The organism is Limnobacter sp., assembly GCF_046297615.1.
Classification (GTDB): Bacteria; Pseudomonadota; Gammaproteobacteria; order Burkholderiales; family Burkholderiaceae_B; genus Limnobacter.
Genome location: NZ_JBKBHM010000002.1, coordinates 459,477 through 484,807 on the forward strand (window position 1 = coordinate 459,477; position 25,331 = coordinate 484,807).

Annotated in this window: 21 protein-coding genes; 5 read left to right on the forward strand and 16 right to left on the reverse strand. The window is 56.8% G+C overall.

The window, feature by feature from the left end:
• Window positions 1–38: 38 nt before the first annotated feature.
• Window positions 39–680 carry a 3-oxoacid CoA-transferase subunit B gene (locus tag ACK4FF_RS06210; protein ID WP_409706015.1) on the reverse strand — a complete coding sequence of 214 codons (642 nt, stop codon included), beginning with the start codon at window positions 678–680 and terminating at the stop codon, window positions 39–41.
• 11 nt (window positions 681–691) lie between these two features.
• Window positions 692–1,396: a CoA transferase subunit A gene (locus tag ACK4FF_RS06215; RefSeq protein ID WP_409706606.1), complete on the reverse strand. Its 705-nt coding sequence runs from the start codon at window positions 1,394–1,396 to the stop codon at window positions 692–694.
• 244 nt (window positions 1,397–1,640) lie between these two features.
• On the opposite strand from ACK4FF_RS06215, the gene ACK4FF_RS06220 reads away from it, so the two are divergent.
• Entirely contained in the window at window positions 1,641–3,293 is a 1,653-nt protein-coding gene (locus tag ACK4FF_RS06220; protein WP_409706018.1) for an electron transfer flavoprotein-ubiquinone oxidoreductase, read from the forward strand.
• 78 nt (window positions 3,294–3,371) lie between these two features.
• On the opposite strand, the gene zapE is transcribed toward ACK4FF_RS06220, so the two are convergent.
• From zapE to ACK4FF_RS06240, 4 genes are all read right to left on the reverse strand, one after another.
• On the reverse strand, window positions 3,372–4,463 hold the full coding sequence (zapE, locus tag ACK4FF_RS06225) for a cell division protein ZapE (protein WP_409706020.1): 1,092 nt from the start codon (window positions 4,461–4,463) through the stop codon (window positions 3,372–3,374).
• A gap of 124 nt (window positions 4,464–4,587) precedes the next feature.
• Window positions 4,588–6,024: a dihydrolipoyl dehydrogenase gene (gene lpdA / locus ACK4FF_RS06230; protein WP_409706023.1), complete on the reverse strand. Its 1,437-nt coding sequence runs from the start codon at window positions 6,022–6,024 to the stop codon at window positions 4,588–4,590.
• Between the two features lie 12 nt (window positions 6,025–6,036).
• The gene (gene odhB / locus ACK4FF_RS06235; protein WP_409706027.1) at window positions 6,037–7,311 is read right to left on the reverse strand and encodes a 2-oxoglutarate dehydrogenase complex dihydrolipoyllysine-residue succinyltransferase; all 1,275 of its coding nucleotides are present in this window, start codon (window positions 7,309–7,311) and stop codon (window positions 6,037–6,039) included.
• A gap of 83 nt (window positions 7,312–7,394) precedes the next feature.
• Window positions 7,395–10,253 carry a 2-oxoglutarate dehydrogenase E1 component gene (locus ACK4FF_RS06240; protein WP_409706030.1) on the reverse strand — a complete coding sequence of 953 codons (2,859 nt, stop codon included), beginning with the start codon at window positions 10,251–10,253 and terminating at the stop codon, window positions 7,395–7,397.
• Window positions 10,254–10,610: 357 nt separating this feature from the next.
• Here ACK4FF_RS06240 and ACK4FF_RS06245 point away from each other — a divergent pair, with 357 nt between their 5' ends.
• Window positions 10,611–13,163, forward strand: a complete 2,553-nt coding sequence (locus ACK4FF_RS06245) for a chemotaxis protein CheW (RefSeq protein WP_409706033.1) — start codon at window positions 10,611–10,613, stop codon at window positions 13,161–13,163.
• Window positions 13,164–13,231: 68 nt separating this feature from the next.
• Here the strand turns inward: ACK4FF_RS06245 and ACK4FF_RS06250 are convergent, their stop codons facing one another.
• From ACK4FF_RS06250 to ACK4FF_RS06280, 7 genes are all read right to left on the reverse strand, one after another.
• On the reverse strand, window positions 13,232–14,539 hold the full coding sequence (locus tag ACK4FF_RS06250) for a citrate synthase (RefSeq protein ID WP_409706036.1): 1,308 nt from the start codon (window positions 14,537–14,539) through the stop codon (window positions 13,232–13,234).
• 26 nt (window positions 14,540–14,565) lie between these two features.
• A complete protein-coding gene (locus ACK4FF_RS06255; RefSeq protein ID WP_409706039.1) occupies window positions 14,566–14,838 on the reverse strand; it encodes a succinate dehydrogenase assembly factor 2 in 273 nt (90 codons plus the stop codon).
• Between the two features lie 76 nt (window positions 14,839–14,914).
• On the reverse strand, window positions 14,915–15,631 hold the full coding sequence (locus ACK4FF_RS06260) for a succinate dehydrogenase iron-sulfur subunit (RefSeq protein WP_409706042.1): 717 nt from the start codon (window positions 15,629–15,631) through the stop codon (window positions 14,915–14,917).
• A 22-nt stretch (window positions 15,632–15,653) separates the two neighbouring features.
• Window positions 15,654–17,435: a succinate dehydrogenase flavoprotein subunit gene (gene sdhA, locus ACK4FF_RS06265; protein ID WP_409706045.1), complete on the reverse strand. Its 1,782-nt coding sequence runs from the start codon at window positions 17,433–17,435 to the stop codon at window positions 15,654–15,656.
• 2 nt (window positions 17,436–17,437) lie between these two features.
• Window positions 17,438–17,818, reverse strand: coding sequence for a succinate dehydrogenase, hydrophobic membrane anchor protein (sdhD, locus tag ACK4FF_RS06270; RefSeq protein WP_409706609.1), 381 nt, complete (start codon window positions 17,816–17,818; stop codon window positions 17,438–17,440).
• Window positions 17,818–18,231 (reverse strand): succinate dehydrogenase, cytochrome b556 subunit, encoded by a 414-nt coding sequence (gene sdhC, locus ACK4FF_RS06275; protein WP_409706048.1) that lies wholly within the window; start codon window positions 18,229–18,231, stop codon window positions 17,818–17,820. The genes sdhD and sdhC overlap by 1 nt, the downstream gene beginning before the upstream one ends.
• A 178-nt stretch (window positions 18,232–18,409) precedes the next feature.
• Entirely contained in the window at window positions 18,410–19,144 is a 735-nt protein-coding gene (locus tag ACK4FF_RS06280) for a GntR family transcriptional regulator (protein ID WP_409706612.1), read from the reverse strand.
• Between the two features lie 186 nt (window positions 19,145–19,330).
• Between ACK4FF_RS06280 and ACK4FF_RS06285 the strand changes: the two genes are divergently transcribed.
• Together ACK4FF_RS06285 and ACK4FF_RS06290 are read left to right on the forward strand one after the other, a co-directional pair.
• Complete coding sequence (locus ACK4FF_RS06285; RefSeq protein WP_409706051.1) at window positions 19,331–20,317, forward strand: malate dehydrogenase; 987 nt, start codon at window positions 19,331–19,333, stop codon at window positions 20,315–20,317.
• Between the two features lie 85 nt (window positions 20,318–20,402).
• Window positions 20,403–21,374, forward strand: coding sequence for an HpcH/HpaI aldolase/citrate lyase family protein (locus ACK4FF_RS06290; protein ID WP_409706054.1), 972 nt, complete (start codon window positions 20,403–20,405; stop codon window positions 21,372–21,374).
• Window positions 21,375–21,382: 8 nt separating this feature from the next.
• On the opposite strand, the gene ACK4FF_RS06295 is transcribed toward ACK4FF_RS06290, so the two are convergent.
• Genes ACK4FF_RS06295 through prpR form a run of 3 tightly spaced genes read right to left on the reverse strand, consistent with a single transcriptional unit; the run spans window position 21,383 to window position 24,185 of the window.
• On the reverse strand, window positions 21,383–21,868 hold the full coding sequence (locus ACK4FF_RS06295; protein ID WP_409706057.1) for a TspO/MBR family protein: 486 nt from the start codon (window positions 21,866–21,868) through the stop codon (window positions 21,383–21,385).
• A gap of 38 nt (window positions 21,869–21,906) precedes the next feature.
• Window positions 21,907–22,581 carry a hypothetical protein gene (locus tag ACK4FF_RS06300; RefSeq protein WP_409706060.1) on the reverse strand — a complete coding sequence of 225 codons (675 nt, stop codon included), beginning with the start codon at window positions 22,579–22,581 and terminating at the stop codon, window positions 21,907–21,909.
• A 2-nt stretch (window positions 22,582–22,583) separates the two neighbouring features.
• Window positions 22,584–24,185 (reverse strand): propionate catabolism operon regulatory protein PrpR, encoded by a 1,602-nt coding sequence (gene prpR, locus ACK4FF_RS06305; protein ID WP_409706063.1) that lies wholly within the window; start codon window positions 24,183–24,185, stop codon window positions 22,584–22,586.
• 250 nt (window positions 24,186–24,435) lie between these two features.
• Between prpR and prpB the strand changes: the two genes are divergently transcribed.
• A complete protein-coding gene (prpB, locus tag ACK4FF_RS06310) occupies window positions 24,436–25,323 on the forward strand; it encodes a methylisocitrate lyase (RefSeq protein WP_409706066.1) in 888 nt (295 codons plus the stop codon).
• Window positions 25,324–25,331: the final 8 nt, after the last annotated feature.

Below are 25,331 nucleotides of genomic sequence, written 5' to 3' on the forward strand. Positions count from 1 at the left end.
TTATAACCGAGCACGCCTTGAACTTGACCGGGTCGGAATTAAAACTTCAGTTCACAACCGGTTTTTTCTTGCAGGCTTTCTGGAGTGACACCAGGGGCCAATTCCAGCACCTTCAAGCCCTGTGGAGTCACATCCATGACCGCCAAATCGGTGATGATCCGGTTAACCACCGCTTTGCCCGTCAGCGGCAAGGTGCAGGACTTCAGCAGCTTCAGGTCGGTGGTTCCGTCTTTCTTGCGGGCCACATGTTCCATGAGCACCACCACGCGGGACACCCCTGCCACCAGGTCCATGGCGCCGCCCATGCCCTTGACCAGCTTGCCGGGAATCATCCAGTTGGCCAAATCACCGTGCTCACTGACTTGCATGGCCCCCAGAATCGCCAGGTTAATGTGCCCGCCGCGGATCATCGCGAAAGACTCAGAACTGGAAAAGAACGCGGAACCCGCCATGGTGGTCACGGTCTGCTTGCCGGCATTGATGAGGTCCGCATCCACCTGCTCTTCGGTGGGGAACGGGCCAATGCCCAACAGGCCGTTTTCACTTTGCAACATCACATCCATGCCCTCGGGGATGTGATTGCTGACCAGGGTGGGCAGTCCTATACCCAAGTTGACATAGAAGCCGTCTTGCAATTCCGCAGCCGCGCGGGCCGCCATTTCATCGTGATTCCATCCCATTGTTGTTCTCCTTATGCGGTGGTGCCAGACACTGTGCGCTTCTCAATCCGCTTCTCAGGGCTTGGGTTGTGCACCAGCTTTTGGACATAGATGCCGGGGGTGTGGATGAAATTCGGGTCCAGCGCACCGACTTCCACCACCTCTTCCACCTCAGCGATGGTGAATTTCGACGCAGTGGCGCATTCCGGGTTGAAGTTACGGGCTGTCAGTCGGTAAATCAGGTTGCCGGATGTGTCCGCTTTCCACGCTTTCACCAGCGAAATGTCCGCAGTCAGGCTACGTTCTAGCACATAGTGTTGCCCGTCAATCACCCGGGTTTCCTTGCCCTCGGCAATGACCGTACCAAAGCCGGTTTTGGTGAAAAACGCAGGAATACCAGCCCCACCCGCACGCAACTTTTCAGCCAACGTGCCTTGAGGCGTGAATTCCAGCTCAAGTTCACCATTGAGGTATTGGCGCTCGAACTCCTTGTTCTCACCCACATAAGAGGAAATCATTTTCCGGACTTGGCGGGTTTCCAGCAATTTACCCAAGCCGAAGCCGTCCACGCCCGCGTTGTTGGAAATCACGGTCAGGTCGCGCGCGCCCGATTCACGCACCGCGTCAATCAGCGCTTCGGGAATGCCACACAGTCCAAATCCACCCACGGCCAGTGTCATGCCGTCCTTGATGCGCCCCGCGAGGGCCTCGGTGGCGCTACCCACCAACTTGTTCATCCCCATGTCCTTTTCCTTGAAAGGTGTGTTGAAATTCGGAAAAAGTGTAACTGCATTTGATTATACAAAACTCATGCTGCAATGCATCAAATTTTCTTCCCGCAAGTAGAGAAAGAAACCAACCCGGCCCGGGCAGATTCCACTATCCTTACGGCTTGAAATCGAATCTGGAAGGGTGTCTCAGGGCTTTCTGACGCAGGCCTTGCTGCACACCACAAAACGACACAATTAGGAGACCTTCAAGATGTCAGCAGTTGAACGTGACATGATGGAATATGACGTGGTAGTGGTGGGAGGTGGCCCTGCTGGCCTGTCCACAGCGATCCGCCTGAAACAGATTGCGGCCGAGAAGGGTCAGGAAATCAATGTGTGTGTGCTGGAAAAAGGCTCCGAAGTGGGTGCCCACATCCTGTCTGGCGCCGTGATGGACCCCCGCGCAATCACCGAACTCTTCCCCGACTGGAAAGAACGCGGCGCACCACTGAACACGGAAGTGACCGAAGACCAGTTCCTGTTCCTGACCGAAAAGTCGGCCCGCAAGGTGCCCAACGCGCTGTTGCCAGCCTGCTTCCAAAACCATGGCAACTACGTCATCAGCTTGGCCAACGTGGTGCGTTGGCTGGGTGAGCAAGCGGAGGCCTTGGGTGTTGAAGTGTTCCCCGGCTTCGCGGGCGCTGAAATTCTGTACGACGAGAATGGCGCCGTGAAAGGCGTTCAAACCGGCGACATGGGTATCGGCAAAGACGGCCAACCCACACACGCCTACCAGCCCGGCATGGAATTGCACGCGAAGTACACCGTGTTTGCGGAAGGCGTTCGTGGCCACTTGGGCAAACGGGTCATTGAAAAATTCAACCTTAATGAGGGCCGCGACCCACAGGTGTACGGCATCGGCCTGAAAGAACTCTGGGAAATTGACCCCGCCAAACACAAACAGGGCTTGGTGATTCACAGCGGCGGCTGGCCGCTTGACTCCAGCACCTACGGCGGCTCGTTCCTGTACCACCTGGAAAACAATCAGGTTGCCATCGGTTTTGTAGTGGGCCTGGCCTACGAAAACCCATACCTGTCCCCGTTTGAAGAATTCCAGCGCTACAAAACACATCCCGCCATTCGTCATTACCTCGAAGGCGGCAAACGTGTGGCCTACGGCGCACGCGCCATTGCTGCAGGTGGGTTGATGAGCCTGCCCAAACTGGTGTTCCCCGGTGGTGCACTGGTGGGTTGCGACGCTGGCTTCCTGAATGCATCCCGCATCAAAGGCAGCCATGCCGCCATTAAGAGCGGCATGATGTGTGCGGAAGCAATTGCCGATGCGCTGGCCTCTGACCGCGCCCAAGATGAGTTGGAAGCCTACCCCAAGGCCTTCCACGACTCTTGGCTGTTCGACGAACTGTACAAGGCCCGCAACTTCAAACAATGGATGAGCAAAGGCCTGTACACCGGTACGCTGATGGTGGGCATTGAGCAAAAGCTGTTTGGCGGCAATGTGCCCTGGACCTTGCACCACAAGCACGCCGACCATGAATGCCTGCGCCCCGCCGCAGAATTCGACCCGATCGAGTACCCCAAACCCGACGGCAAGCTGACCTTCGACCGCTTAAGCTCCGTGTTCATTTCGAACACCAACCACGAAGAACAGCAACCCGCCCACTTGACCCTGAAAGACCCCAGCGTTCCTGTTGGGATCAACCTGGCCAAATACGCAGGGCCTGAGCAACGTTACTGCCCTGCCGGCGTGTATGAGTATGTGAAGAAAGAAGACGGCGCTGACCAGTTGCAGATCAACGCGCAGAACTGCGTGCACTGCAAGACATGCGACATCAAAGACCCGACACAGAACATTGTGTGGGTGACGCCAGAAGGTGGCGGCGGGCCGAACTACCCGAACATGTAAGTTCGGCACACCGACCCGGCTGCCCTTTCATGGGGCAGCCGGGTTCAACCCACGTCGCACATCGTCTGAGGGCGAGTGTCAGAGGCTCACCGCGTTTCGCTTCGGCGCTTCCAGATATTCCTTGGATTGCATTTCCACAATCCGGCTTACCGTTCGGAAGAACTCGTGCGCCATCGCCCCCTCGGTGTACAGCTCTTCAGGCTGCACTGCGGCGGACATGATCAGTTTGACCTTGTGGTCATAAAACACATCGATCAGCCAGGTGAACCGACGGGCCTCTGAAGCCATGCCGGCACCCATCTTCGGCACGCCACTGAGTATCACCGTCTGGAATTGGCTCGCAATTTCCAGATAGTCATTCTGAGAGCGAGGCCCGCCACACAAGGTGGCAAAGTCAAACCAGATCACCGAGCCTGCACGGCGAAGGGCTCGAATTTTTCGCGCCTCAATTTCCAGCACCGGGTTTTCATCGGCCACTTCGGCCAACCGCTCGAACGCGGTTTTAAGCTGCTGATCAGTCTGTTCGGTCAATGGTGTGAGGTAGATGTCCACCTGCTCCAAAGTCCGGCGGCGGTAATCCACCCCCACGTCGACGTTGATGACGTCCAGGTGGCTGTTGAGCAATTCGATGGCGGGCAGCAATCGGTCACGGTTCAAACCGTTGGGATACAGGTCGTCCGGCTTGTAGTTCGAGGTCATCAGAAAGGTCACGCCGTTGGCGAACAGTGCGTCCAGCAATCGATACAGAATCATCGCATCGGCAATGTCTGACACGTGAAATTCGTCAAAGCAAATCAGTCGATAACGCTTGGCAATTCGCGCGGCCACTTCAATCAAGGGGTCTTGCACGCCCTTGAGCTCATCCAGTTCAAGGTGAACACCGCGCATGAATTCATGGAAATGCAGACGGGCTTTGCGCTGCACAGTCACGCTGTTGTAAAAGCAATCCATCAGGAAGCTTTTGCCGCGGCCCACACCACCCCACAGGTACAAACCTTTGGGCACAGCAGGCCGGTTCAGGAATTTCTTGATTACACTGCTCCGGGCCTTTTTGTATTCCACGAATTCATCGTAGAACAGCTGCATGCGGTCCACAGCGCGCTGTTGGGCTTGATCAGGCTCATAGCCCCGGTCAGCCAACGCTTTGATGTAATAGTCCTGAACGTTCACGGTATTGGGTCGGTGAGGCAAACCACGCCGGGTGGCTTACCTGGTCACAGGGTGCGGCAAAAAGCGCAGTGTAACCGAGGGCACGGGCACTTCGATTCAGAGAATCTAGTGCCCGCACTCCAGCTTACATATTGAGCTGACGCTTGTCGCAGGCCAAAGCAGCTTCTTTCACCACTTCAGACAGGCTGGGGTGAGCATGGCAGATCCGGCCGATGTCTTCCGACGCCGCCTTGAATTCCATGGCCATCACCGCTTCAGCTATCAGGTCAGACGCATGGCTGTTGATGATGTGCACGCCCAGCACTTCATCGGTGGCAGCATCAGCCAGCACCTTCACAAAGCCCTGCGCATCGCCCTGCCCCAATGCCCGGCCATTGGCCTGGAAGGGGAACTGGCCCGCTTTGTAAGCACGGCCTTCAGCCTTCAACTGCTGCTCGGTCTTGCCGACCCAAGCCACTTCGGGGCTGGTGTAGATCACCCTAGGCACTGTGTCGTAGTTGCAGTGGCCGGCTTGCCCAGCCATGATTTCCGCAACCATCACGCCCTCTTCCTCGGCTTTGTGCGCCAGCATGGCACCCCGGATTACGTCGCCGATGGCGTAGACGCCGCTGACCAAAGTCTGGCAGTGGGCATCCACGTCGATCTGTCCACGCTCATTGGTTTTCAGGCCAATCGCTTCCAGGTTCAGGCCATCAGTGTTGGGCACACGGCCCACGGACACGATCAGTTTGTCGCAGGCCAAGGATTGATCCTTGCCGTCGGCATCGGTGTACGCGACAGTCACGCCCTTCTTGCTGGCTTTGACATCGCCAATCTTCACACCGAGGTTGATGTTCAACCCTTGCTTGACGAAGATTTTGTGCATTTCTTTGGCCACACCTTCATCGGCCGCAGCCAGAAAAGCGGGCATGGCTTCCAGAATGGTGACCTCTGCGCCCAGACGACGCCACACGGAACCCAGTTCCAGACCAATCACGCCAGCGCCAATCACGCCCAGCTTCTTGGGTACAGCGCCAAACTTCAAAGCGCCTTCGTTGTCGCAGACGGTTTCGTTGTCGACAGGAATACCGGGCAGGTGACGAGCCTTGGAACCGGTGGCGATGATGACCTGCTTGGCAGTCACTTTTTCTTCGCCATTGGCCCCTTTGACGGACACTTCAAAGCCACCATCGACCTTGCCTGAGAAACTGGCCCAACCCTTGATCAAGGCAACCTTGTTCTTCTTGAACAGGTACTGGATGCCACCGGTCATCTTGGTGACGATCTCGTCCTTGCGTTGAACCATTTTGGCCACATCGATTTTGGCGCCACTGACGGTGATGCCATGGTCAGCCGCGTGATGGCTGATTTTCTCGAATTCCTCAGAAGAGGCCAGCAACGCTTTGGAGGGGATACAGCCCACGTTCAGGCAGGTACCGCCCAGGCGAGGCTCGCCCTTGGGGTCGTCGTAGGCATTGCCTTCGATACAGGCCACTTTCATGCCCAACTGACCAGCGCGGATGGCGGCAATGTAGCCGCCAGGACCCGCACCGATCACCAATACATCGTATTGCGTGCTCATGTGCGGTGCTCCTTACAGGTTCAGCAAGAGGCGTGCTGGGTCTTCCAGCGCTTCTTTCATGGCCACCAAGCCGAGAACCGCTTCACGGCCATCGATGATCCGGTGGTCGTAGCTCATGGCCAGATAGTTCATGGGGCGAATCACGATTTCACCGTTCTCGACCACAGCGCGGTCTTTGGTGGCGTGAATACCCAGAATCGCGGACTGAGGTGGGTTGATGATGGGTGTGGACAGCATGGAACCGAATACACCACCGTTGGAGATGGAGAAGGTACCGCCAGTCAACTCATCCAGCGACAACTTGCCGTCCTTGGCCTTTTGGCCAAACTCGGCAATTTTCATTTCGATGTCGGCGATGCTCATTTGGTCAGCATTGCGCAGAATGGGCACCACCAAGCCACGGGGCGAACCCACGGCGATACCGATGTCGAAATAGCCGTGGTACACAATGTCGTTGCCATCCACAGAAGCATTCAGCACTGGGTATTTTTTCAGGGCAGCCACAGCCGCTTTCACGAAAAAGCCCATGAAGCCCAGTTTGGCACCATGTTCTTTCTCGAACTTGTCCTTGTACTTGTTGCGCAGGTCCATCACTGGCTTCATGTTCACTTCGTTGAACGTGGTCAGGATGGCGTTGGTCTGCTGCGACTGAACCAGACGCTCGGCCACACGGGCACGCAGGCGGCTCATGGGAACGCGCTGCTCGGGACGGCCCTCGATCAATGTTGAGGGGTCCAAAGGTGCGGACACCTCAGGCAAGGAAGGCTTGGCGGCCACAGCAGGTGCCGATGCGGGCGCAGTTGCTGGCGCAGCGGGTTTGGGTGCGGACACTGCGGCGATGACATCACCTTTGGTCACACGGCCATCTTTGCCAGTGCCTGCCACATCGGCAGTGCTCATGTTGTTCTCAGCCAGCATTTTCGCGGCTGACGGCATGGCCACTGCACCGGCAACGGGTGCTGCAGGCGCGGGGGCTGCGGCCACAGGGGCTGGTGCAGCAGCGGCTGCAGCAGGCGCGGCGGCAGGTGCAGAGGCCCCGGCCACGGCTTCTGTGTCGATGCGGGCCAGCAGTTGGCCAGCCACCACTGTAGCGCCGTCGGCACACAGCACTTCAACAATGACACCGGCCGACGGTGCAGGCACTTCAAGCACCACTTTGTCGGTTTCGATGTCGATCAGGTTTTCGTCACGCTTGACGGCGTCACCGGCTTTTTTATTCCAGTTCAACAGGGTTGCTTCAGCAACGGATTCGGACAGTTGTGGGACGACCACATCTACGATTGCCATGGAAATGATTCCTTGTAAATTCTTGGTTCACGGGCTGGGCGCTCTTGCGCCACAGCCACCTCGCTACACGATTGAGTTGTCGATTACTTCGTCATCACAAAGCCCTTGAGCTTGCCGAAGGCGGCATCAATCAATGCCTTCTGCTGCTCAACGTGCTTGGCGTAATAGCCCACCGCAGGAGACGCGGAAGCGGGGCGACCGGCATAGCCGAGGCGCTGGCCCTCTTCCAGGTTTTCCATGATGTTGTGCTGGATCTGGAACCATGGCCCCTGGTTTTGAGGCTCGTCCTGACACCAGACCACATCGGTCAGGTTGGGGTACTTGCGAAGTTCCGCACTCAATGACTTGTGCGGGAACGGATAGAGCTGCTCGATCCGGATGATTGCAGCATCCTTGATATTGCGCTCGCGACGGTTGGCCACCAGGTCGTAGTACACACGGCCAGAACACAGCACGGCGCGCTTGACCTTGGAATCGTCCAAGTCACCCTGATCACCAATGACGGTGTGGAAATGGCCTTTGGACAGGTCCTGGAGGGTAGACACTGCTTCCTTGTGACGCAACAGTGACTTCGGTGTGAGAATCACCAAAGGCTTGCGGAACAGTCGGATCATCTGACGACGCAACAGGTGGAAAATCTGCGCAGGCGTGGTCGGCTGAACAACCTGAATATTGTTCTCGGCACACAGTTGCAGATAACGTTCGATGCGGGCCGAGGAGTGCTCGGGGCCCTGCCCTTCGTAACCGTGAGGCAACATCATGGTCAGGCCGGAAGCCCGGCCCCATTTCACTTCACCACTGGAAATGAACTGGTCGATCACCACCTGCGCACCGTTGGCGAAGTCGCCGAACTGGGCTTCCCAAATCACCAGGGTGTTGGGTTCGGCAGTGGAGTAGCCATACTCAAAGCCCAACACGGCTTCTTCGGACAGCACGGAGTCGATGACGGTGAACGGTGCCTGGCCTTCAGACACGTTTTCCAGAGGCACATAAGTGCCTTCGTTCCACTTTTCGCGACCCTGGTGGTGCAAAACCGCATGGCGGTGAGTGAACGTGCCGCGACCGCAATCCTGACCGGTGATGCGCACTGCGTAACCGGAAGCCACCAGCGATGCAAAAGCCAGGTGTTCGCCCATGCCCCAGTCCAGCGGCAGTTCGCCACGGCCCATAGACGCGCGGTCGGTCACCACTTTCTGAACCAGAGGGTGCAGTTTGTGGTTCTCGGGAATGGTGGTGATGCGCTCGGACAGGCGGCGCAGTTCAGACAAGGGCACCGAGGTGTCGGCCGCGTCTGTCCACTTCTTGCCCAGGAACGGGGACCAATCCACCGCAAACTTGCTCTTATAGTTGGTGAGCACTGGGTCTTGACGGCTGTGCTTGCCTTCGTCCATCGCCGCGCGGAAGTCGGCAATCATTTTTTCGACGTCGTCACCGGACAGCAATTTCTGCATCACCAGGCGTTCAGCGTACAGCGCACGGGTACCGGGGTGTTGGCTGATTTTCTTGTACATCAGAGGCTGGGTTACAGCCGGTGTGTCTTGCTCGTTGTGGCCGAGTTTTCGGAAACACACGATGTCCAGGACCACGTCTTGCTGGAACTGAAGACGGAAATCCAAGGCCAGTTGGGTCACGAAAATCACGGCTTCGGGGTCGTCGCCATTGACGTGGAACACAGGCGCTTCAATCATCTTGACCACGTCGGAACAGTACAGCGTGGAGCGGCTGTCACGAGGATCAGAGGTGGTGAAACCAATCTGGTTGTTGATCACGATGTGCACGGTGCCGCCTGTGCCATAGCCACGGGTGTGCACCAGGTTCAGGGTTTCCATCACAACACCCTGGCCCGCAAACGCTGCATCGCCGTGAACCAGCACGGGCAATACTTGTTTGCCATCTTTGTCGCCTCGGCGCTCTTGACGGGCTTTCACCGACCCTTCAACCACCGGGTTCACAATTTCCAGGTGGGAGGGGTTGAACGCCAGGGACAAGTGCATGGGGCCGCCGGGGGTGACCACATCGGAAGAGAAGCCTTGGTGATACTTCACGTCACCGGCAGGCAGGTCGTCGGCGTGCTTGCCTTCGAATTCTTCGAACAACTGGCCAGGCGCCTTGCCCAGAATATTCACGAGCACGTTGAGGCGGCCACGGTGGGCCATGCCGATCACGGTTTCCTGAACGCCTTGGGCACCAGCGCGCTGGATGACCTCATCCAGAGACGCGATGAAGGACTCGCCGCCTTCCAGCGAGAAACGCTTCTGGCCCACATAACGGGTGTGCAAGTAACGCTCAAGGCCCTCTGCAGCGGTCAGACGCTCCAGAATGCGCAATTTTTCTTCAGCATTGAGCTGGGCGGTGCTGCGGCTGGATTCCAGACGCTCCTGCAACCAACGCTTCTGCGCTGGGTCGCTTATGTGCATGAATTCCACACCCACGGTGCGGCAGTACGTATCACGCAGCGCCTTCACCAGCTCGCGCAGGGTCATTTGATCCTGGCCGAAGTAGGTGTTGGTGGTTGAGAAGGTGATGTCCATGTCGGCCTCGGTGAGGCCGTAGAACGCGGGATCCAACTCGGGGATCTCGGGGCGCTCCTGACGCTTCAATGGGTCCAGTTCAGCAAAGCGGGAACCCAAAAAGCGATAAGCAGCCACGATGGACTGCACATGAACCTGCTTTTTGGCCACTTCCAGGTCGGCAGACTGGATCTGGGGCTGGATGAAACCTTTCTTGGCACGCAGCGCAAACGATTCGATCACTGGCGCATGGGCCACGTCACGTTCGTTGACGTCACCGTGCGAGGAAGGAACCAGTTGGAGCTGGTCGAAGTAGGCCCGCCATTTTTCGGGCACTGACCCTGGGTTGTCCAGGTAGGCTTCGTACATTTCTTCGACATAGGGAGCATTCCCGCCGAACAGGTACGAACTTTGTTTGAATTGTCGCATCATTTGCGCTTCACCTTTATCCGAGTTTCTCGTTCAAGATGTGGGGTTCGGACTCGACCGCAGCTATCGCTGTTCGGACCGAATCCCTACACACGTGGGTTAAAACCGCACTCCCCGTCCGTTCTTAGGGCTCCTGCCCCAGTTCAGATAGCAAGAAAGCGACTCGCATCCACGAGTCACTTTCAGAGTATTTGCAAGGATAACAGATTAGAGGGGCAGCACTAACGAATTTTCTGATGGGCTTACTCAGATTTGTTGCTGGAATGCACGGACTCATCCATTTGGTTAACCAAGCAAGGGGATCACGGATGGGCGACCGCACTGCACCATGACACGATGACCCATACAGGAGCGCCGTCCATGGCCGCATTTCGTTATCGAGGCATACCCGTCAGCGGGGAATTCGCCGGTATTGCCAAACACCTGGACAACGTGAACGACCTGATCGATGAACTGAAGGATTTGCAGAGCACATGGTCGAACCTGAGCCTGCTGGGCGAGTTGACCCACATTGGCGCCGAAATCTCCAACACCCGTGAAGACTTCAAAGACCTGTCGGCCCAGTTGACGGCGGGCATGTTGAAACTGTCCCTCCAGAAGGTCACCGATGATTTGGCCAACAAAGCGCAGTGTTCGATCGATATTCTGGTGCGCAACCTGTTTGAGCGCACAGCTGACATTGGCTTTCTGGTGACCGACACCCCTCTGGTTGACGGTTGCAAGGCCGCCAATTCTGCGGAATTGGACGAACCGGCGCGGCTATCCTTGGTTCAACGTCTGCGACAGTACATCGGCTTTTACTCGGTGTATCGGAATGCGGTGCTACTGGACAGGCAGGCTCAGGTCATTCTGGATGCGCAGGGCGAACTGCGACCCGGCATGCAGTTGGCCTGGATTCCCGAGAAGGCCCGCACCAGAACCGCTTACGTCGAACAATTGGCCCGGCTGGACCCTGAGGCACCGGGTGAGCCAGACCTGATTTACGCTTGGACGGTGCAGGACCAAGGCATCACCATCGGTTACGTGGCTCTGGCGTTCAACCTTGCCAACGAAGGTGTGTCGCTGTTTGACAAGATTCTGGGCCAGTCCAGCGGCACCCCCTCCGGGCACCAAGTCTGCGGTGTGTTGAATCAGGAACAGCGGGTTCTGATGAGCAGTGACCCGGAACACATTCGGATTGGACAGAAACTGAACCTTCCACTGGGCAAACCCTGGGGCCTGATTCAATGCGGACCGACGGTGTACCTGGCCTGCCAACGAAACACACGAGGCTACCAAGGCTACATGGGGCCAGGCTGGTCGGGCTTTTGTATTGTGCCCTTGATGCACGCCTTTTCAACCACCCACAGCGAGAAAACCCAGAGCAGCCAGGGCGCGGGCCTGAAACAGGCCAAAGACGTGATTGACCCGGAGTTGAACACCCAGCAAAACAAAGCCGTGTCCATCCAAAACCGGCTGAATCAAAGCGTTTGGAACGGTAATATCGTGCAGGGTAGCAAAGACCACAAATTGGGCCAAGGCTTCACCAAGACCCTGCTTTGGGAAATCAGCCGTGCTGGCGACCGAACCCGGCAACTGTTTCAGGACTCCCTGGACAACCTCAGCCAAACCACACTGGACAGCACCCTGCAGACCCAACAGGCCAGCGCAATGCTGGCCATCGACTTGATGGACCGCAACCTGTACGAACGGGCCAATGACTGCCGCTGGTGGGCCCTGAACCCGGTGATTCAGGCGGCCGCAGCTGAACCGGACAACGCGACACTGGCCTTACTGGCCAAAAACACACTGGAAACCATCAACGGCCTTTACACTGTCTACGCCTCAGTGTTGTTGCTGGACGCGGACGGGCGCGTGCTGTGCAGCAGCCGAGAGCTTCCCGCTGGGTTGAGCCATTTGAACACTGGCTGGCATGCACGGACCATGGCGCTAACCGACCCGGCTCATTACGAGGTGTCTGCGTTTGAACCCAGCCCCTTGTACGGCGACCGCCCCACCTACATTTACTGTGCGCCGGTTTTTGGTGCAGACCAACACGCCCGAAAGGCCGTCGGCTGCATCGCCTTGGTGTTCGACAGCGAACCCCAGTTCGAAGCCATTTTGCAGGATTCGCTGGTACCGGTGAATGGGACAGGGTTTGGGTTCATCGTGGACCAAGCGGGTCACGTGATTGCCAGCACCACCGACCGCCACCAACACGATGGGCGCCTGAACCTGCCGATTCAACTTAGCCAACTGACCCGCGGTGACACTCAGGCTTGCCTTGCCGAAAACCAGCAAAAGCTGTTGGCCCTTGGGCTTGCGGTGTCATCCAGCTACAGGGAATACAAAGCCCCGCAAAGCCGCTACCAAAACACCCTGACCGCGCTTTACGGGTTGACTGTTGGGGAGCCCGCAGTGAACGAACGCAGCACGCCTCTGGACTTCACAGAGTTCAGGTATTGCGACCACAGCCAAGGCAGTATGGAGGTGGCCACGTTCCGGGTTGCTGACACTTGGTATGGGCTGCCGACTGACGATGTGATTGAGGCCTTTTTACTCAGGGATGTTGCACGCTCACCGAACGCCGCCCCATGGGTGCTTGGGTGCCTGATCCACAAAGGCAAAACTGTCACCCTGATTCATCTGGAGGGGTTGTTGCATGAGCAAGCCATACCCAACACTGCGTTGACGAACCGACAGGCAATTCTGCTCAAACCCGACGAATCGGGCGAACACATGGCCTTGCTGGTTGACGAGCTTGGTGAGATACCCAACATTCCCGTGACACAGATTGACTTGTGCCCTGAGTTGCTGGGCCCCCAAGGTGTCATGGGCGGTTTGGTGAAAACCAAAGAGTCATTTCTGCATGTGCTCGACAGAGACCGCATGCTCAAAGCTGTGAATGGCTTGACGACCACGCAAATGCTTTGACACCAGAGGCGGTGACTGCAATAAAAAAAGCCACCCGAAGGTGGCTTTTTCAGTTGCAAACCCAATGATCAGCGTTGGCCAATGGGCTTGACGTCGCGGTGGGTAGCACCCATGAACAACTGACGTGGACGGCCGATCTTGTACTCGGGGTCCGCAATCATTTCGTTCAGTTGAGCAATCCAGCCCACGGTGCGTGCCAATGCGAAGATCGCAGTGAACAGGGGCACTGGAATACCAATGGCTTTCTGCACGATGCCTGAGTAGAAATCCACGTTGGGGTACAGCTTGCGCTTGACGAAGTACTCGTCTTCCAGCGCAATCTTTTCCAGCGCCATGGCGATCTTGAACAAGGGGTCGTCATGCAGGCCCAGTTCATTCAACACTTCGTGGCAGGTTTCACGCATCAACTTGGCGCGTGGGTCATAGTTTTTGTAAACACGGTGGCCAAAGCCCATCAGGCGAACGCCCGAGTCTTTGTCCTTCACCTTGTTGATGAAATCGCCAATCTTCTCAACACCGCCAGCAGCCTGAATGTCGGTCAACATGTTCAGGCAGGCCTCGTTAGCGCCACCGTGGGATGGACCCCACAGACAGGCCACACCAGCTGCAATCGCTGCGAACGGGTTGGTGCCGGAGGAGGCGCACAGACGAACTGTGGAGGTGGAGGCGTTCTGTTCGTGGTCAGCGTGCAGAATGAAGATGCGGTCCATGGCGCGCACCAGCACGTCATTGACCTTGTAGTCTTCACAGGGGTTACCAAACATCATGCGCATGAAGTTGGCTGTGTAGGACAGCTCATTCTTCGGATACATGTGGGGGGCACCAATGCCGTATTTGTAGGCCATGGCCACCAGCGTAGGCATCTTGGCGATCAAACGGATGGCGGAGATGTCACGCTGGTTTTTGTCCATCAGATTCATGGAATCTGGGTAGAACGCGGACATGCCACCCACCAAGCCAGTCATCACGGCCATGGGGTGGGCGTCGCGGCGGAAGCCACGCAGGAAGAAGTGCATCTGCTCGTTCACCATGGTGTGGTTGGACACACGGCTTACGAAATCGGCACGCTCGGATTCATTGGGCAGCTCACCGTTCAGCAACAGGTAGCACACTTCCATGAAGTCGCAGTTCTGCGCCAGTTGTTCAATGGGATAGCCGCGATACAGCAATTCACCCTTGTCACCATCGATGTAGGTGATGGTGGAGTTACAGGACGCAGTAGACAGGAAACCTGGGTCGTAGGTGAACTTGCCGGTTGCACCGTACAACTTGCGAATGTCAATGACGTCGGGACCAATCGTGCCTTTGTGGATTGGGAAGTCGACTGCGGGTGTGCCGTCGGAGAACGACAGCGTTGCCTTGTGTTCAGTGCTCATCGGGTTTCCTTCTAATGGGTATTAACTTAAACATCTCGCATCAACTGGATAACCCGCCGGATGGCCGGGGTGTCCAAATCGCCTTCTGGTGCAGTGCGTCCAAGAAGGAGATCAAGCAAATGGTTGTCCACTTCCTCAAACAACACGGTCAGTGCCGCCACGTCGTCGTCGGTCAGTTCCATTTCATGCTTGTCGAAAAAACGCTGAATAATCAGGTCATTTTCCAACAAACCTCTGCGGGCTCTCCAACGCAAACGCGCACGCTGGGTTGGATCCGATTGATGGTTCTGATTACTCATAAAGCTACATCAAAAAAAACGGGGTTTTGCAGTGCACAACCCCGAATTGACAAAAAACTTCTAGAGGCTTTCGCCTTTATACTGCGCGGCGCACCATCAATTCCTTGATCTTGCCGATGGCCTTGGTGGGGTTCAAACCCTTGGGGCAGACATCCACGCAGTTCATGATGGTGTGGCAACGGAACAGACGGTAAGGGTCTTCCAGGTTGTCCAGTCGCTCGCCTGTGGCTTGATCGCGGCTGTCCGCGATGAAACGGTAGGCTTGCAAGAGACCTGCGGGGCCCACGAACTTGTCGGGGTTCCACCAGAAAGACGGGCAGCTTGTTGAGCAACATGCGCACAAAATGCACTCGTACAGACCGTCCAGCTCTTCACGCTCTTCCGGAGACTGGAAACGCTCTTTTTCCGGGGGAGGCGTTTCGTTGATCAGGAAGGGCTTGACCGAGTGGTACTGCTTGAAAAACTGGGTCATGTCCACGATCAAGTCGCGCACCACGGGCAGGCCGGGCAGCGGCTTCAGAACGATGGGCTCTTTCAGGTCGCGCAGGTTGGTGATACAGGCCAGACCGTTTTTGCCATTGATGTTCATGGCGTCAGAGCCACACACGCCTTCGCGGCATGAACGACGGTAGGACAGGGAATCGTCCACATCGCTCTTGATGCGCATCAGCGCATCGAGCAACATTTTGTCGGTGGGCTCCAGTTCGACTTCCAGCTTTTGCATTTTCGGTGCTTCGCCGGTATCTGGGTCGTAGCGATAGATTTCAAACTTGACAATACGCTTTCCGCTCATTGTTGTGATCCTCGAATCCTGATTAGAAAGTCCGCTTTTTGGGCTGGAAGGTTTCAACGGTCAAAGGCTTGGTGTTCACAGCCTTGTACTCCAGGCGGTTGCCTTCGGAATACCACAGGGTGTGCTTCATCCAGTTCGCGTCATCACGCTCGGGGAAGTCACGGTGCGCGTGGGCACCACGGCTTTCCTTGCGGGCTGCGGCAGACACGATGGTGGCCTTGGCAGTTTCTTTGAGGTTGGCTAACTCCAACGCTTCAACCAGCGCAGTGTTGAACACCTTGGACTTGTCCTTGATGGCGATCTCGTCGGCTTGTTTGTCCAGCTCGTTGATAACGTTAACGCCTTCGTCGAGCAGTTCAGTGGTGCGGAACACGCCACAGTGGTGCTGCATCTTGGCGCGAATGCCGTTGGCCACGTCCTGAGTGCGCTCGCCGCTGGTGCGGGAGGTCAGTTTGTTGACGCGGTCAAGGGTGTAATCGCCTGCGTTGGCCGGCAGATCGCGGTGGCTTTGCGCCTTGAAGTTTTGACCCACGATGTGATTGCCCGCAGCGCGGCCAAACACCACCAAGTCCAGCAGGGAGTTCGTGCCCAGACGGTTGGCACCGTGCACAGACACGCAGGCGCATTCGCCGATGGCGTACATGCCGTTGACCACTTCCTGAGGGCCGCCAGCCACTTTGGGCGCAACCACTTGACCGTAGATGTTGGTGGGAATACCGCCCATCTGGTAGTGGATGGTGGGCACCACAGGAATCGGTTCCTTGATGGGGTCCACGTTGGCAAACTTGATCGCGATTTCGCGAATGGATGGCAGACGCTTCATGATGGTGTCTGCGCCGATGTGCTGCAGGTGCAGCTCAACGTAGTCACCGTTGGGGCCACAGCCTCGGCCTTCCTTGATTTCCTGGTCCATTGAACGGGACACGAAGTCGCGTGGGGCCAAGTCTTTCAGGGTTGGCGCGTAACGGGCCATGAAGGGCTCGCCATTCTTGTTTTTCAGAATACCGCCTTCGCCGCGAACACCCTCGGTGATCAGCACGCCGGCGCCAGCCACACCCGTGGGGTGGAACTGCCAGAATTCCATATCTTCCAGGGGCAAGCCAGCGCGAGCGGCCATACCCATACCGTCACCGGTGTTGATGAAGGCGTTGGTGGACGCGGCCCAAATACGGCCTGCACCACCGGTTGCAAACACAGTCACCTTGGCTTCAAGGATCATGATTTCGCCAGTTTCCATTTCCAGTGCAGTCACACCAACCACGTCGCCTTCGGCGTTGCGGATGATGTCCAGCGCCATCCACTCCACGAAGAACTGAGTGCGTGCGCGCACGTTGCGCTGGTACAGGGTGTGCAACAGGGCGTGGCCAGTGCGGTCAGCCGCCGCGCAGGCGCGCTGCACAGGCTTTTCACCGAAATTGGCAGTGTGGCCGCCGAACGGACGCTGGTAAATGGTGCCGTCGGGGTTGCGGTCAAAAGGCATGCCGAAGTGTTCAAGCTCGTAAACCACTTTGGGGGCTTCACGGCACATGAACTCGATGGCGTCCTGGTCACCCAGATAGTCCGACCCTTTCACGGTGTCGAACATGTGCCAGTACCAGCTGTCGTCGGACATGTTGCCCAGAGACGCACCAATACCACCTTGCGCAGCCACTGTGTGCGAACGCGTTGGGAACACTTTGGACAGAACTGCGACGTTCAAACCGGCCTCAGCCAGTTGGAGTGAACAGCGCATGCCAGCACCGCCGGCGCCTACGATTACCGCGTCAAATTTACGACGAGGAAGGGACGTTTTTACAGCAGTCACTTTCAGACCCTCCAGAGAATGTCAGCGGCGTAGCCAGCACAACCGAGCAGCCACAGCGCTGTGAATACTTGCAATGTCAAACGGATGCCGGTGGGCTTGATGTAGTCCATCCAGATGTCCCGAATGCCGATGTAGGCGTGATAGAACAGGGACAGCAAGGCCAGCAAAGCCAGAATTTTGCCCAAGGGGAAGGACAGCACGGTGAAGTTGAAGAAACCAACCCACTTGGCATAGTCGAGGTCAGGCGTGAACACGATGGCCAGGAAAAGGCCAAGGGTGTAGAAGGCCATGATGACCGCGGTGATGCGCTGGGCCACCCACTCTTTCAGGCCGTAATGCGCGCCCACAACCAGACGCTTTGAACCCACGTTTTTGGTCATGATCAGAACACTCCAAACAGTTTGAGACCGAAGATGGCCGTCAGGGTGAGGCTGGCTGCGAAGACTGACGCGGCGCTTTTCGCAGCGGCGTACTTGTCGGTACCCACGTGCAGGTCGAGCACGAGGTAGCGGATGCCAGCACAGAAGTGATGCATGTAGGACCAGATGAGGCCCAACAAAATCACTTTGAACAGCGGATTGGCCACCCAGGCTTTCATTTCTTCAAAGCTCAACTCGGAAGTCAGGCTTTTGTCGAACAAAGGCAACAAAATGATGGGCAGGGCCAGAAAGAGCGCTGCGCCGCTGACGCGGTGCAGAATGGACAGTTTGCCAGCCAGGGGCAAACGGTAGCTCAAGATCTGGGTGACATGAATGTTCCGGTATTCCGGACGTTTCTTCGCAACAGTGTTTGACATGCTCAGTACTTGATTGTGAAAAAATTCAGGGATTGGGTGCCGTGATCCGTCACAAAACCGATGTCGGATTACCCATTATTTTGAACCAATTCCAAGGCCTAAAAAAGTTCGAACCTTGGGCATTTGAGGGAAATTCAACCAATATTGACGATTTTGGACACAATACAATTGTATCAATTCAATACAATTCATTTCGGTAGGAGAACTGGTCGGTCACATACCAACCACGACGCAGTTCGACCAATTGGTCCGCATAGGTCATTGATTGACGCTCCACCATCAGCAACGGGGTTCCTTCAGGCACGTGGAGCCTATCGGCCTGTTCTGACTGCGCGCTGACAGCCTTGATGTTTTCGACAGCGCGCAACATACGAACACCGAACGCCGACTCCAGGAAACCATACAAAGTGCTGTCACAGGCCTGCAAACGCTCAAGCGTCAACCCTTTGTATTGGGCTGCGGGCAACCAGATTTCATCGAATATGCGGGGGACACCCTCAAAGCCAAGCGTTCGCTTGACGACAAAGACAGGGTCGCTGGGCTTGATGTCCAGCAACGTGGCCACATCAGTGTTGGCCCGGACACGGTCCACAGACAGGTAGGTGGACTTGGGCACCAAGGCCTGCCCTGCATCGCTGACCAAGCGCAAAAAGCGGTATTGGGCGCGGTCTTCATTGTGGGTGGCCACAAAAGTACCTCGCCCCTGTTTGCGTACGACGAGGTTTTCAGCCGCCAGTTCATCAATGGCTTTGCGCACCGTACCCTGGCTGACTCCGTAACGGCCAGCCAGCTCGGTTTCGGACGGAATGAGCTCGCCCGGCTTCCATTCGCCATTTTGCAGGCTCTGGATCAGCAAACCCTTGATTTGCTGATAGAGCGGACTGAATGTAGGGTTGGGTGGGGCCAAAATGATGTCTCGCAGGGTTTCGCGGCCTGCCCCAATAAGGCTTGGGCGGCTCGTCTTTAGGTATCTTATATCTTATAGAGGACTTTTCAAAGGCAAACCGCTCTAAAGCGGGAGGCGCGTCAACCAGCCGTCAGCGTTTGGGGCTACACTATGGCCTGAAAATTTTTCTCTTTCTTTTCTGGAGTCTTCGTCATGACCAAACCCGCAATGCGTGTTGCAGTTACCGGTGCTGCCGGCCAGATCGGCTACAGCTTGTTGTTCCGTATCGCCAATGGCGACATGCTGGGCAAAGACCAGCCCGTGATCCTGCAATTGCTGGACATCACCCCTGCCCTGCCCGCAGTCAAAGGCGTGGTCATGGAACTGGAAGACTGTGCATTCCCTCTGTTGGCTGGCGTTGTGATCACCGACGACCCCGCCACTGCATTCAAGGATGCCGACGTGGCCCTGCTGGTTGGCGCACGCCCCCGCAGCAAAGGCATGGAACGCAAAGACCTGCTGGAAGCCAACGGCGCCATCTTCACTGTGCAGGGCAAGGCACTGAACGACCACGCGTCCCGCAACGTGAAAGTGCTGGTGGTCGGTAACCCCGCCAACACCAACGCTTACATTGCCCAGCAGTCCGCTCCTGACCTGGACCCGAACTGCTTCACCTCCATGCTGCGCCTGGACCACAACCGCGCACTGAGCCAAGTGGCTGCCAAGACCGGCAAGCCTGTGGCCAGCATTGAAAAGCTGTGTGTGTGGGGCAACCACTCGCCCACTATGTACGCCGACTACCGCTTCGCGACCATCGACGGCGCTTCCGTGAAGGACATGATCAACGACCAGGAATGGAACGCCAACACCTTCCTGCCCACAGTGGGCAAGCGCGGCGCAGCGATTATCGAAGCCCGTGGCCTGTCTTCCGCAGCGTCTGCAGCCAACGCAGCCATCGACCACGTACGCGACTGGGTTCTGGGCACCAACGGCAAGTGGGTGACCATGGGTATTCCTTCCGATGGTTCTTACGGCATCCCTGAAAAAACCCAATTCGGTTTCCCCGTGACTTGTGCCAACGGCAAGTTCGAAATCGTGAAGGGCTTGGACATCGACGCATTCAGCCAGGAACGCATTAACATCACTCTGAACGAGCTGATGGAAGAGCGCGAAGGCGTGAAACACCTGCTGGGCAAGTAATTGTCGCCTGTCAGGGTTTGACCGAAAAGCCAGCAGCGATGCTGGCTTTTTTCTTGGATTGCCATTTTTCACCGACGTCGACACCATGGGTCAAAAAAAATCAGCATTGGATCTGGACCAGATTGGCACCGTGCTTTTTTCGGAAGGCGATATGCCGCCACGCATCCCCGTGTGCGACCACTACGCTGGCAACCCGAAATTCTTTGACAAAGCCCTTGCTTTGCAAGGTGAACTGGGCGCCTGTTTTGACATCACGCTGGACCTTGAAGATGGCGCTGAAATTGGGCAGACCGTTGAGCGCGCCCAATGGGCAGCGGACAGCCTGAAACGCTACGCGGCACTGAACGGCTTACAGGCACGGCGCCCCGGGGTGCGGGTGCACCCAGTGTCCGATGTGGCATTTGACCAGGAACTGTCGATTCTGTTGGATGCAAAGACACCCAGCCCGGCTTACCTGATGTTGCCCAAGCCCGAGAAAGCGGAGGATGTTCAAGAGGCGGCGGACAGGATTCAAGCCCATTGCGAGAACCAGGGGCACGCAGCACCGCCGTTGCATGTATTGATTGAAACCCACGGTGCGTTGGCACAGGTGCACCAGATTGCTGCCTTGCCTGCGGTGGAGTCGCTGTCGTTCGGCATCATGGACTTTGTGTCCAGCCATCGCGGTGCGATTCCTAAAAGCGCCCTGAACACGCCGGGACAATTTGAGTTTCCACTGGTGCGACGGGCCAAACTTGAAATTTCTGCGGCTTGCCACCGATTTGGTAAAACACCGTCCCACAATGTGTGCCGCCAGATCAATCAACCCGAGTTTGCTGGCACTGACGCGGCCCGCGCCAAGCGGGACTTTGGCTACCAGCGCATGTGGAGCATACACCCCGCCCAGATTGTGCCGATTGTGCAGGCCTTGTTGCCCACTGCGGCGGAACTGGATGAGGCCACACAGGTGTTGACCGAGGCCATGAAAGCCAACTGGGGGCCGATACAGTTCAAAGGTGAACTGCATGACCGGGCCAGCTACCGCTACTTCTTTGAGATTCTGCGGGCCAGGCTGTAACAGATGGCTCAACCCAGCAGGGCCGGGTTAAGTTGCCACATGGTCCATGACAACACCGTGGCAAAACTGACCCAGGCCAGGTAAGGCAACAACAGCAAGGCTGCCACACCACTGACTGGGCGTGCGCGCCAGACCAAGACCCCAACCAACACGGCCAGAAGGGCGCAATCGACAAATGCCCAAAGGCCCAAACGCCACTCGAAAAACAACCAAGACCACACCGCGTTCACGGCCAACTGCACTGCGAACAGACCGAGCCATGAATTGGCCGATGGAGACGTGGTGCGTCGACTCCAAACCAAATACAAGGCTATACCGATGAGCACGTACAGGGTGGTCCACACCGGGCCAAAGACTTTTGCCGGAGGCGCCCAGTCCGGACGGACCAGCTCGGCGTAAAAAGCGGGCGCCTGCGCAGAGCCAATTGCGCCAATCGCGCCGATCGCCAAGGTTAGGGCCACACACAAGAACGCTGTAAACACACGCTTCATCATTCAAACACTCCTTACATACCTCTCAATCACGCCCATATTCAGGTATAGCCCTCTTTCCAGCGCACCGGGTGGAAGCGGATGAGCGGTATGGCCGGCTGTGCATTGTTTCGAAGGGCATCGGACAAATCGAGGCTGATTGCGGCCCCTTCGGGCGAGACCCGCTCGATCGGAAACTCCAACGTCAGTTGGTAGGCCTTGTCATTAAGTTCGCTCAAGGACAAGACTTGGGTCACTGGCTTGTGGCTGTAGTCGGTGCCAGCGAGTTTGGGCTCACCGTTGGCATCCCATCGACCAAACTCGTAAGCAGCAGTGGATTGAACAGTCTTTCCATTCACACTGAGGCGGGCCCTTTGGGGCTCAAAAATGTAGCCCGGATGAGTAGGTACGATCCGCAGAGACACACGAGTCACACCTTCTTTCCCTTCAAGCTGATAGACGTTTCTCGGATCGATCACCAAGGGCAGGACAAAGAAATACACCTGATTGTCATAGGTGCGTAATTGATTGTTGATGGATACACCCAGCTTGAGGCCAGGCAACTTAAGCTCGGACCGCATCATGACCCAGCCCGATGTTGGCACTTCATCAAATTGGGGAGGCGTGTCGCCAACGTAGGCCAGACTGGTCCAGCCACCCCGAAAGCCGGCGCACCCTGACAGAATAAGCAGCAGAGCCAACACACTGATGCTCATCAAATTGCGGAATAAGGACATTCTCAAACTCCTGCGATTGAGCGGGACATGCGCCAAACTGTCGAACGGGACACTCCCAGCGCCTTGGCGGCTTTACCCACCTCACCGCCTGTGAGATTGAGCATCTGGCGAACAATGTCAGGCCGTTCTGCTGGCGGCACTTGACGATAACGATACACCAGTTCAGCCCACGGATTTTGATCGGTCAGTGGTGGGCCTGCGGCTTGCCGGGCCTGACTTCCCACCGCAACATCCAACAGGTCTGGAAACCAATCGCGCCAGTGCCTTAGATCACCCTCCTGACTCAACATGACTGCCGCACGTTTGCACACATTCCTGAGTTGACGGATGTTGCCAGGCCACGGAAGTGTTTGAAACACAGGCAGGGACTCGGCAAGAAATTCGTCGAACACTGCCTTGCTGACACGCACCGGGGTTGTTCGCAGGAAATGACCAGCGAGGCTTTCAATGTCATCCACGCGCTCGCGCAGCGGGGGAATACGCACCAGTAACTCATTGAGCCTGTAGTACAGGTCTTCCCTGAAACGCCCCTGTTCAACGGCCTGTTGCAAATTCACATGGCTGGCTGCAAGCAGCCGAAAATCAACGCGACGGGCCGCTGTGCTGCCAATACGACGGACAGTGCCCTCTTCGAGGATTCGCAGCAAGCGGGTCTGAAAGGCCAGTGGCATGTCGCCAATTTCATCCAGAAACACGGTGCCGCCCTGCGCACTTTCAAACATACCGGCGCGCCCACCTTTGACAGCGCCCGAGAATGCGCCTTCTTCGTAACCAAACAGCTCGCTTTCCAGCAGACTTTCGGTGAGCGACGCGCAATTGATGGCCACAAAAGGCTTGCCTGCGCGGGCACTGGCGGTGTGGATGGATTGGGCCACCAACTCTTTCCCGACACCAGTTTCACCTTGAATCAGCACCGAAAACTCAACAGTGGCACACATGCGTACGGTGTTTCGCAGTTGAACCGCTGCGGCACTGCTGCCCAGCAGGTCTTGTTCGGTGTGGTACGTGTAGGTTTGCCGGCTGGCCCTGGCATTGCCCCCGGCTTTGGCACCCGCTAGCCGCACAGCCTCGTCAAAGGCTTTCATCACCCCTTGGCGGGAATAGATCAGCACACTGTCGAGCTGAAATTCCTGTGCAATTTCATTCACCAAGCCTGGCCCAACGATGGCTTTCACGCCCAATTGAGCCAACTCTCGGACTGCCTGGCGCGCATCTTCCGGCGTGCGGTAGGTTCGTGTGGGGATGGTGACGTCAAATGCCCGGGAAAACTGGGCGAGCTCTTCAAACGCTGTCTCGTAAGTGACCAAACCGACCTGTGGCGCATTTTTGCGCGCCAAGGCCAAGGCCCTCATCAAATCAAAACCATCGGTGCGGATAACCACCAATGGCGCTTCCAGTTGCCCCTGAAGAAAGGCCCCATTGGACCCAGCGGCCACGAACACATCCACGGTGTCGGTGAAGTAACGGTTGCGGGCGTAAGCCAATGCCTCTTCGTAGGCTTTGGGCACCAGTTCGATGCTGGCATGTGGCGCGTAGTCGCGTGCAATTTCTCGCAGCGTGCCTGCCAAAGCGCTGATGCTAAAGACTACGATTCTCGGTTTCATGGCCTTGACCTTTATGAAACATGATTATGTTTCATTTGAAACACAATATCCACTAATTTGTGTCACTGACGTTTCACATCAACGGAAGGGGCGACATAGATCCCCACAGCTCAACATGCCCACGGATATGCAAAGCCGTACGCCCATGATTAATCAGGGTTTTTTGACAGAATAAAACCAAAGAAGACTCACTCGGCCGCGTTGGCACACCACTTGCACTGGGAAGCTGAACTTTCACCAGGAGACTGAGATGACCCAACAATCCGCTGGCGCCCGTTTTCGCCAGGCTGTCCGTGAAGAACAACCCTTGCAAGTGATTGGCGCCATCAATGCCAACCACGCCCTGCTGGCCAAACGCGCTGGCTTCAAGGCCATTTACCTGTCAGGGGGCGGTGTGGCTGCCGGCTCGCTGGGACTGCCCGATTTGGGTATTTCTGGCTTGGACGATGTGCTGACCGATGTGCGACGCATCACCGATGTGTGCGACACGCCGCTGTTGGTAGACGTGGACACTGGCTTTGGCGCATCAGCATTCAATATTGCACGCACCACCCGCGCGATGATCAAGGCAGGCGCTGCGGCCATGCACATTGAAGACCAGGTTGGCGCCAAACGCTGCGGCCACCGCCCAGGCAAAGCGATTGTGACCCAGGCTGAAATGGTGGACCGCGTGCGCGCGGCAGCGGATGCCCGTGGCTCGGACGATTTCGTCATCATGGCCCGCACGGACGCCCTGGCTGTGGAAGGTTTGCAATCGGCCATTGACCGCGCTTGCGCCTGTGTTGAAGCCGGTGCCGACATGATTTTCCCCGAGGCCATCACCGACCTGAACATGTACAAGCAGTTCGTTGAAGCGGTGAAGGTGCCTGTGCTGGCCAACATCACTGAGTTTGGCTCAACCCCTTTGTTCACCACCGAAGAACTGAAAGGTGTGGGCGTAGGCTTGGTGCTGTACCCACTGTCCGCATTCCGTGCAATGAATAAGGCCGCACAGGCTGTGTACGAGGCTGTACGCCGCGATGGCACGCAAAAGAATGTTCTGGACCTGATGCAGACCCGCATGGAGCTGTACGACAGCATTGGTTACCACGACTTCGAACAGAAGCTGGATGCGCTGTTCGCTGCAGGTAAAAAATAAGACTGAAT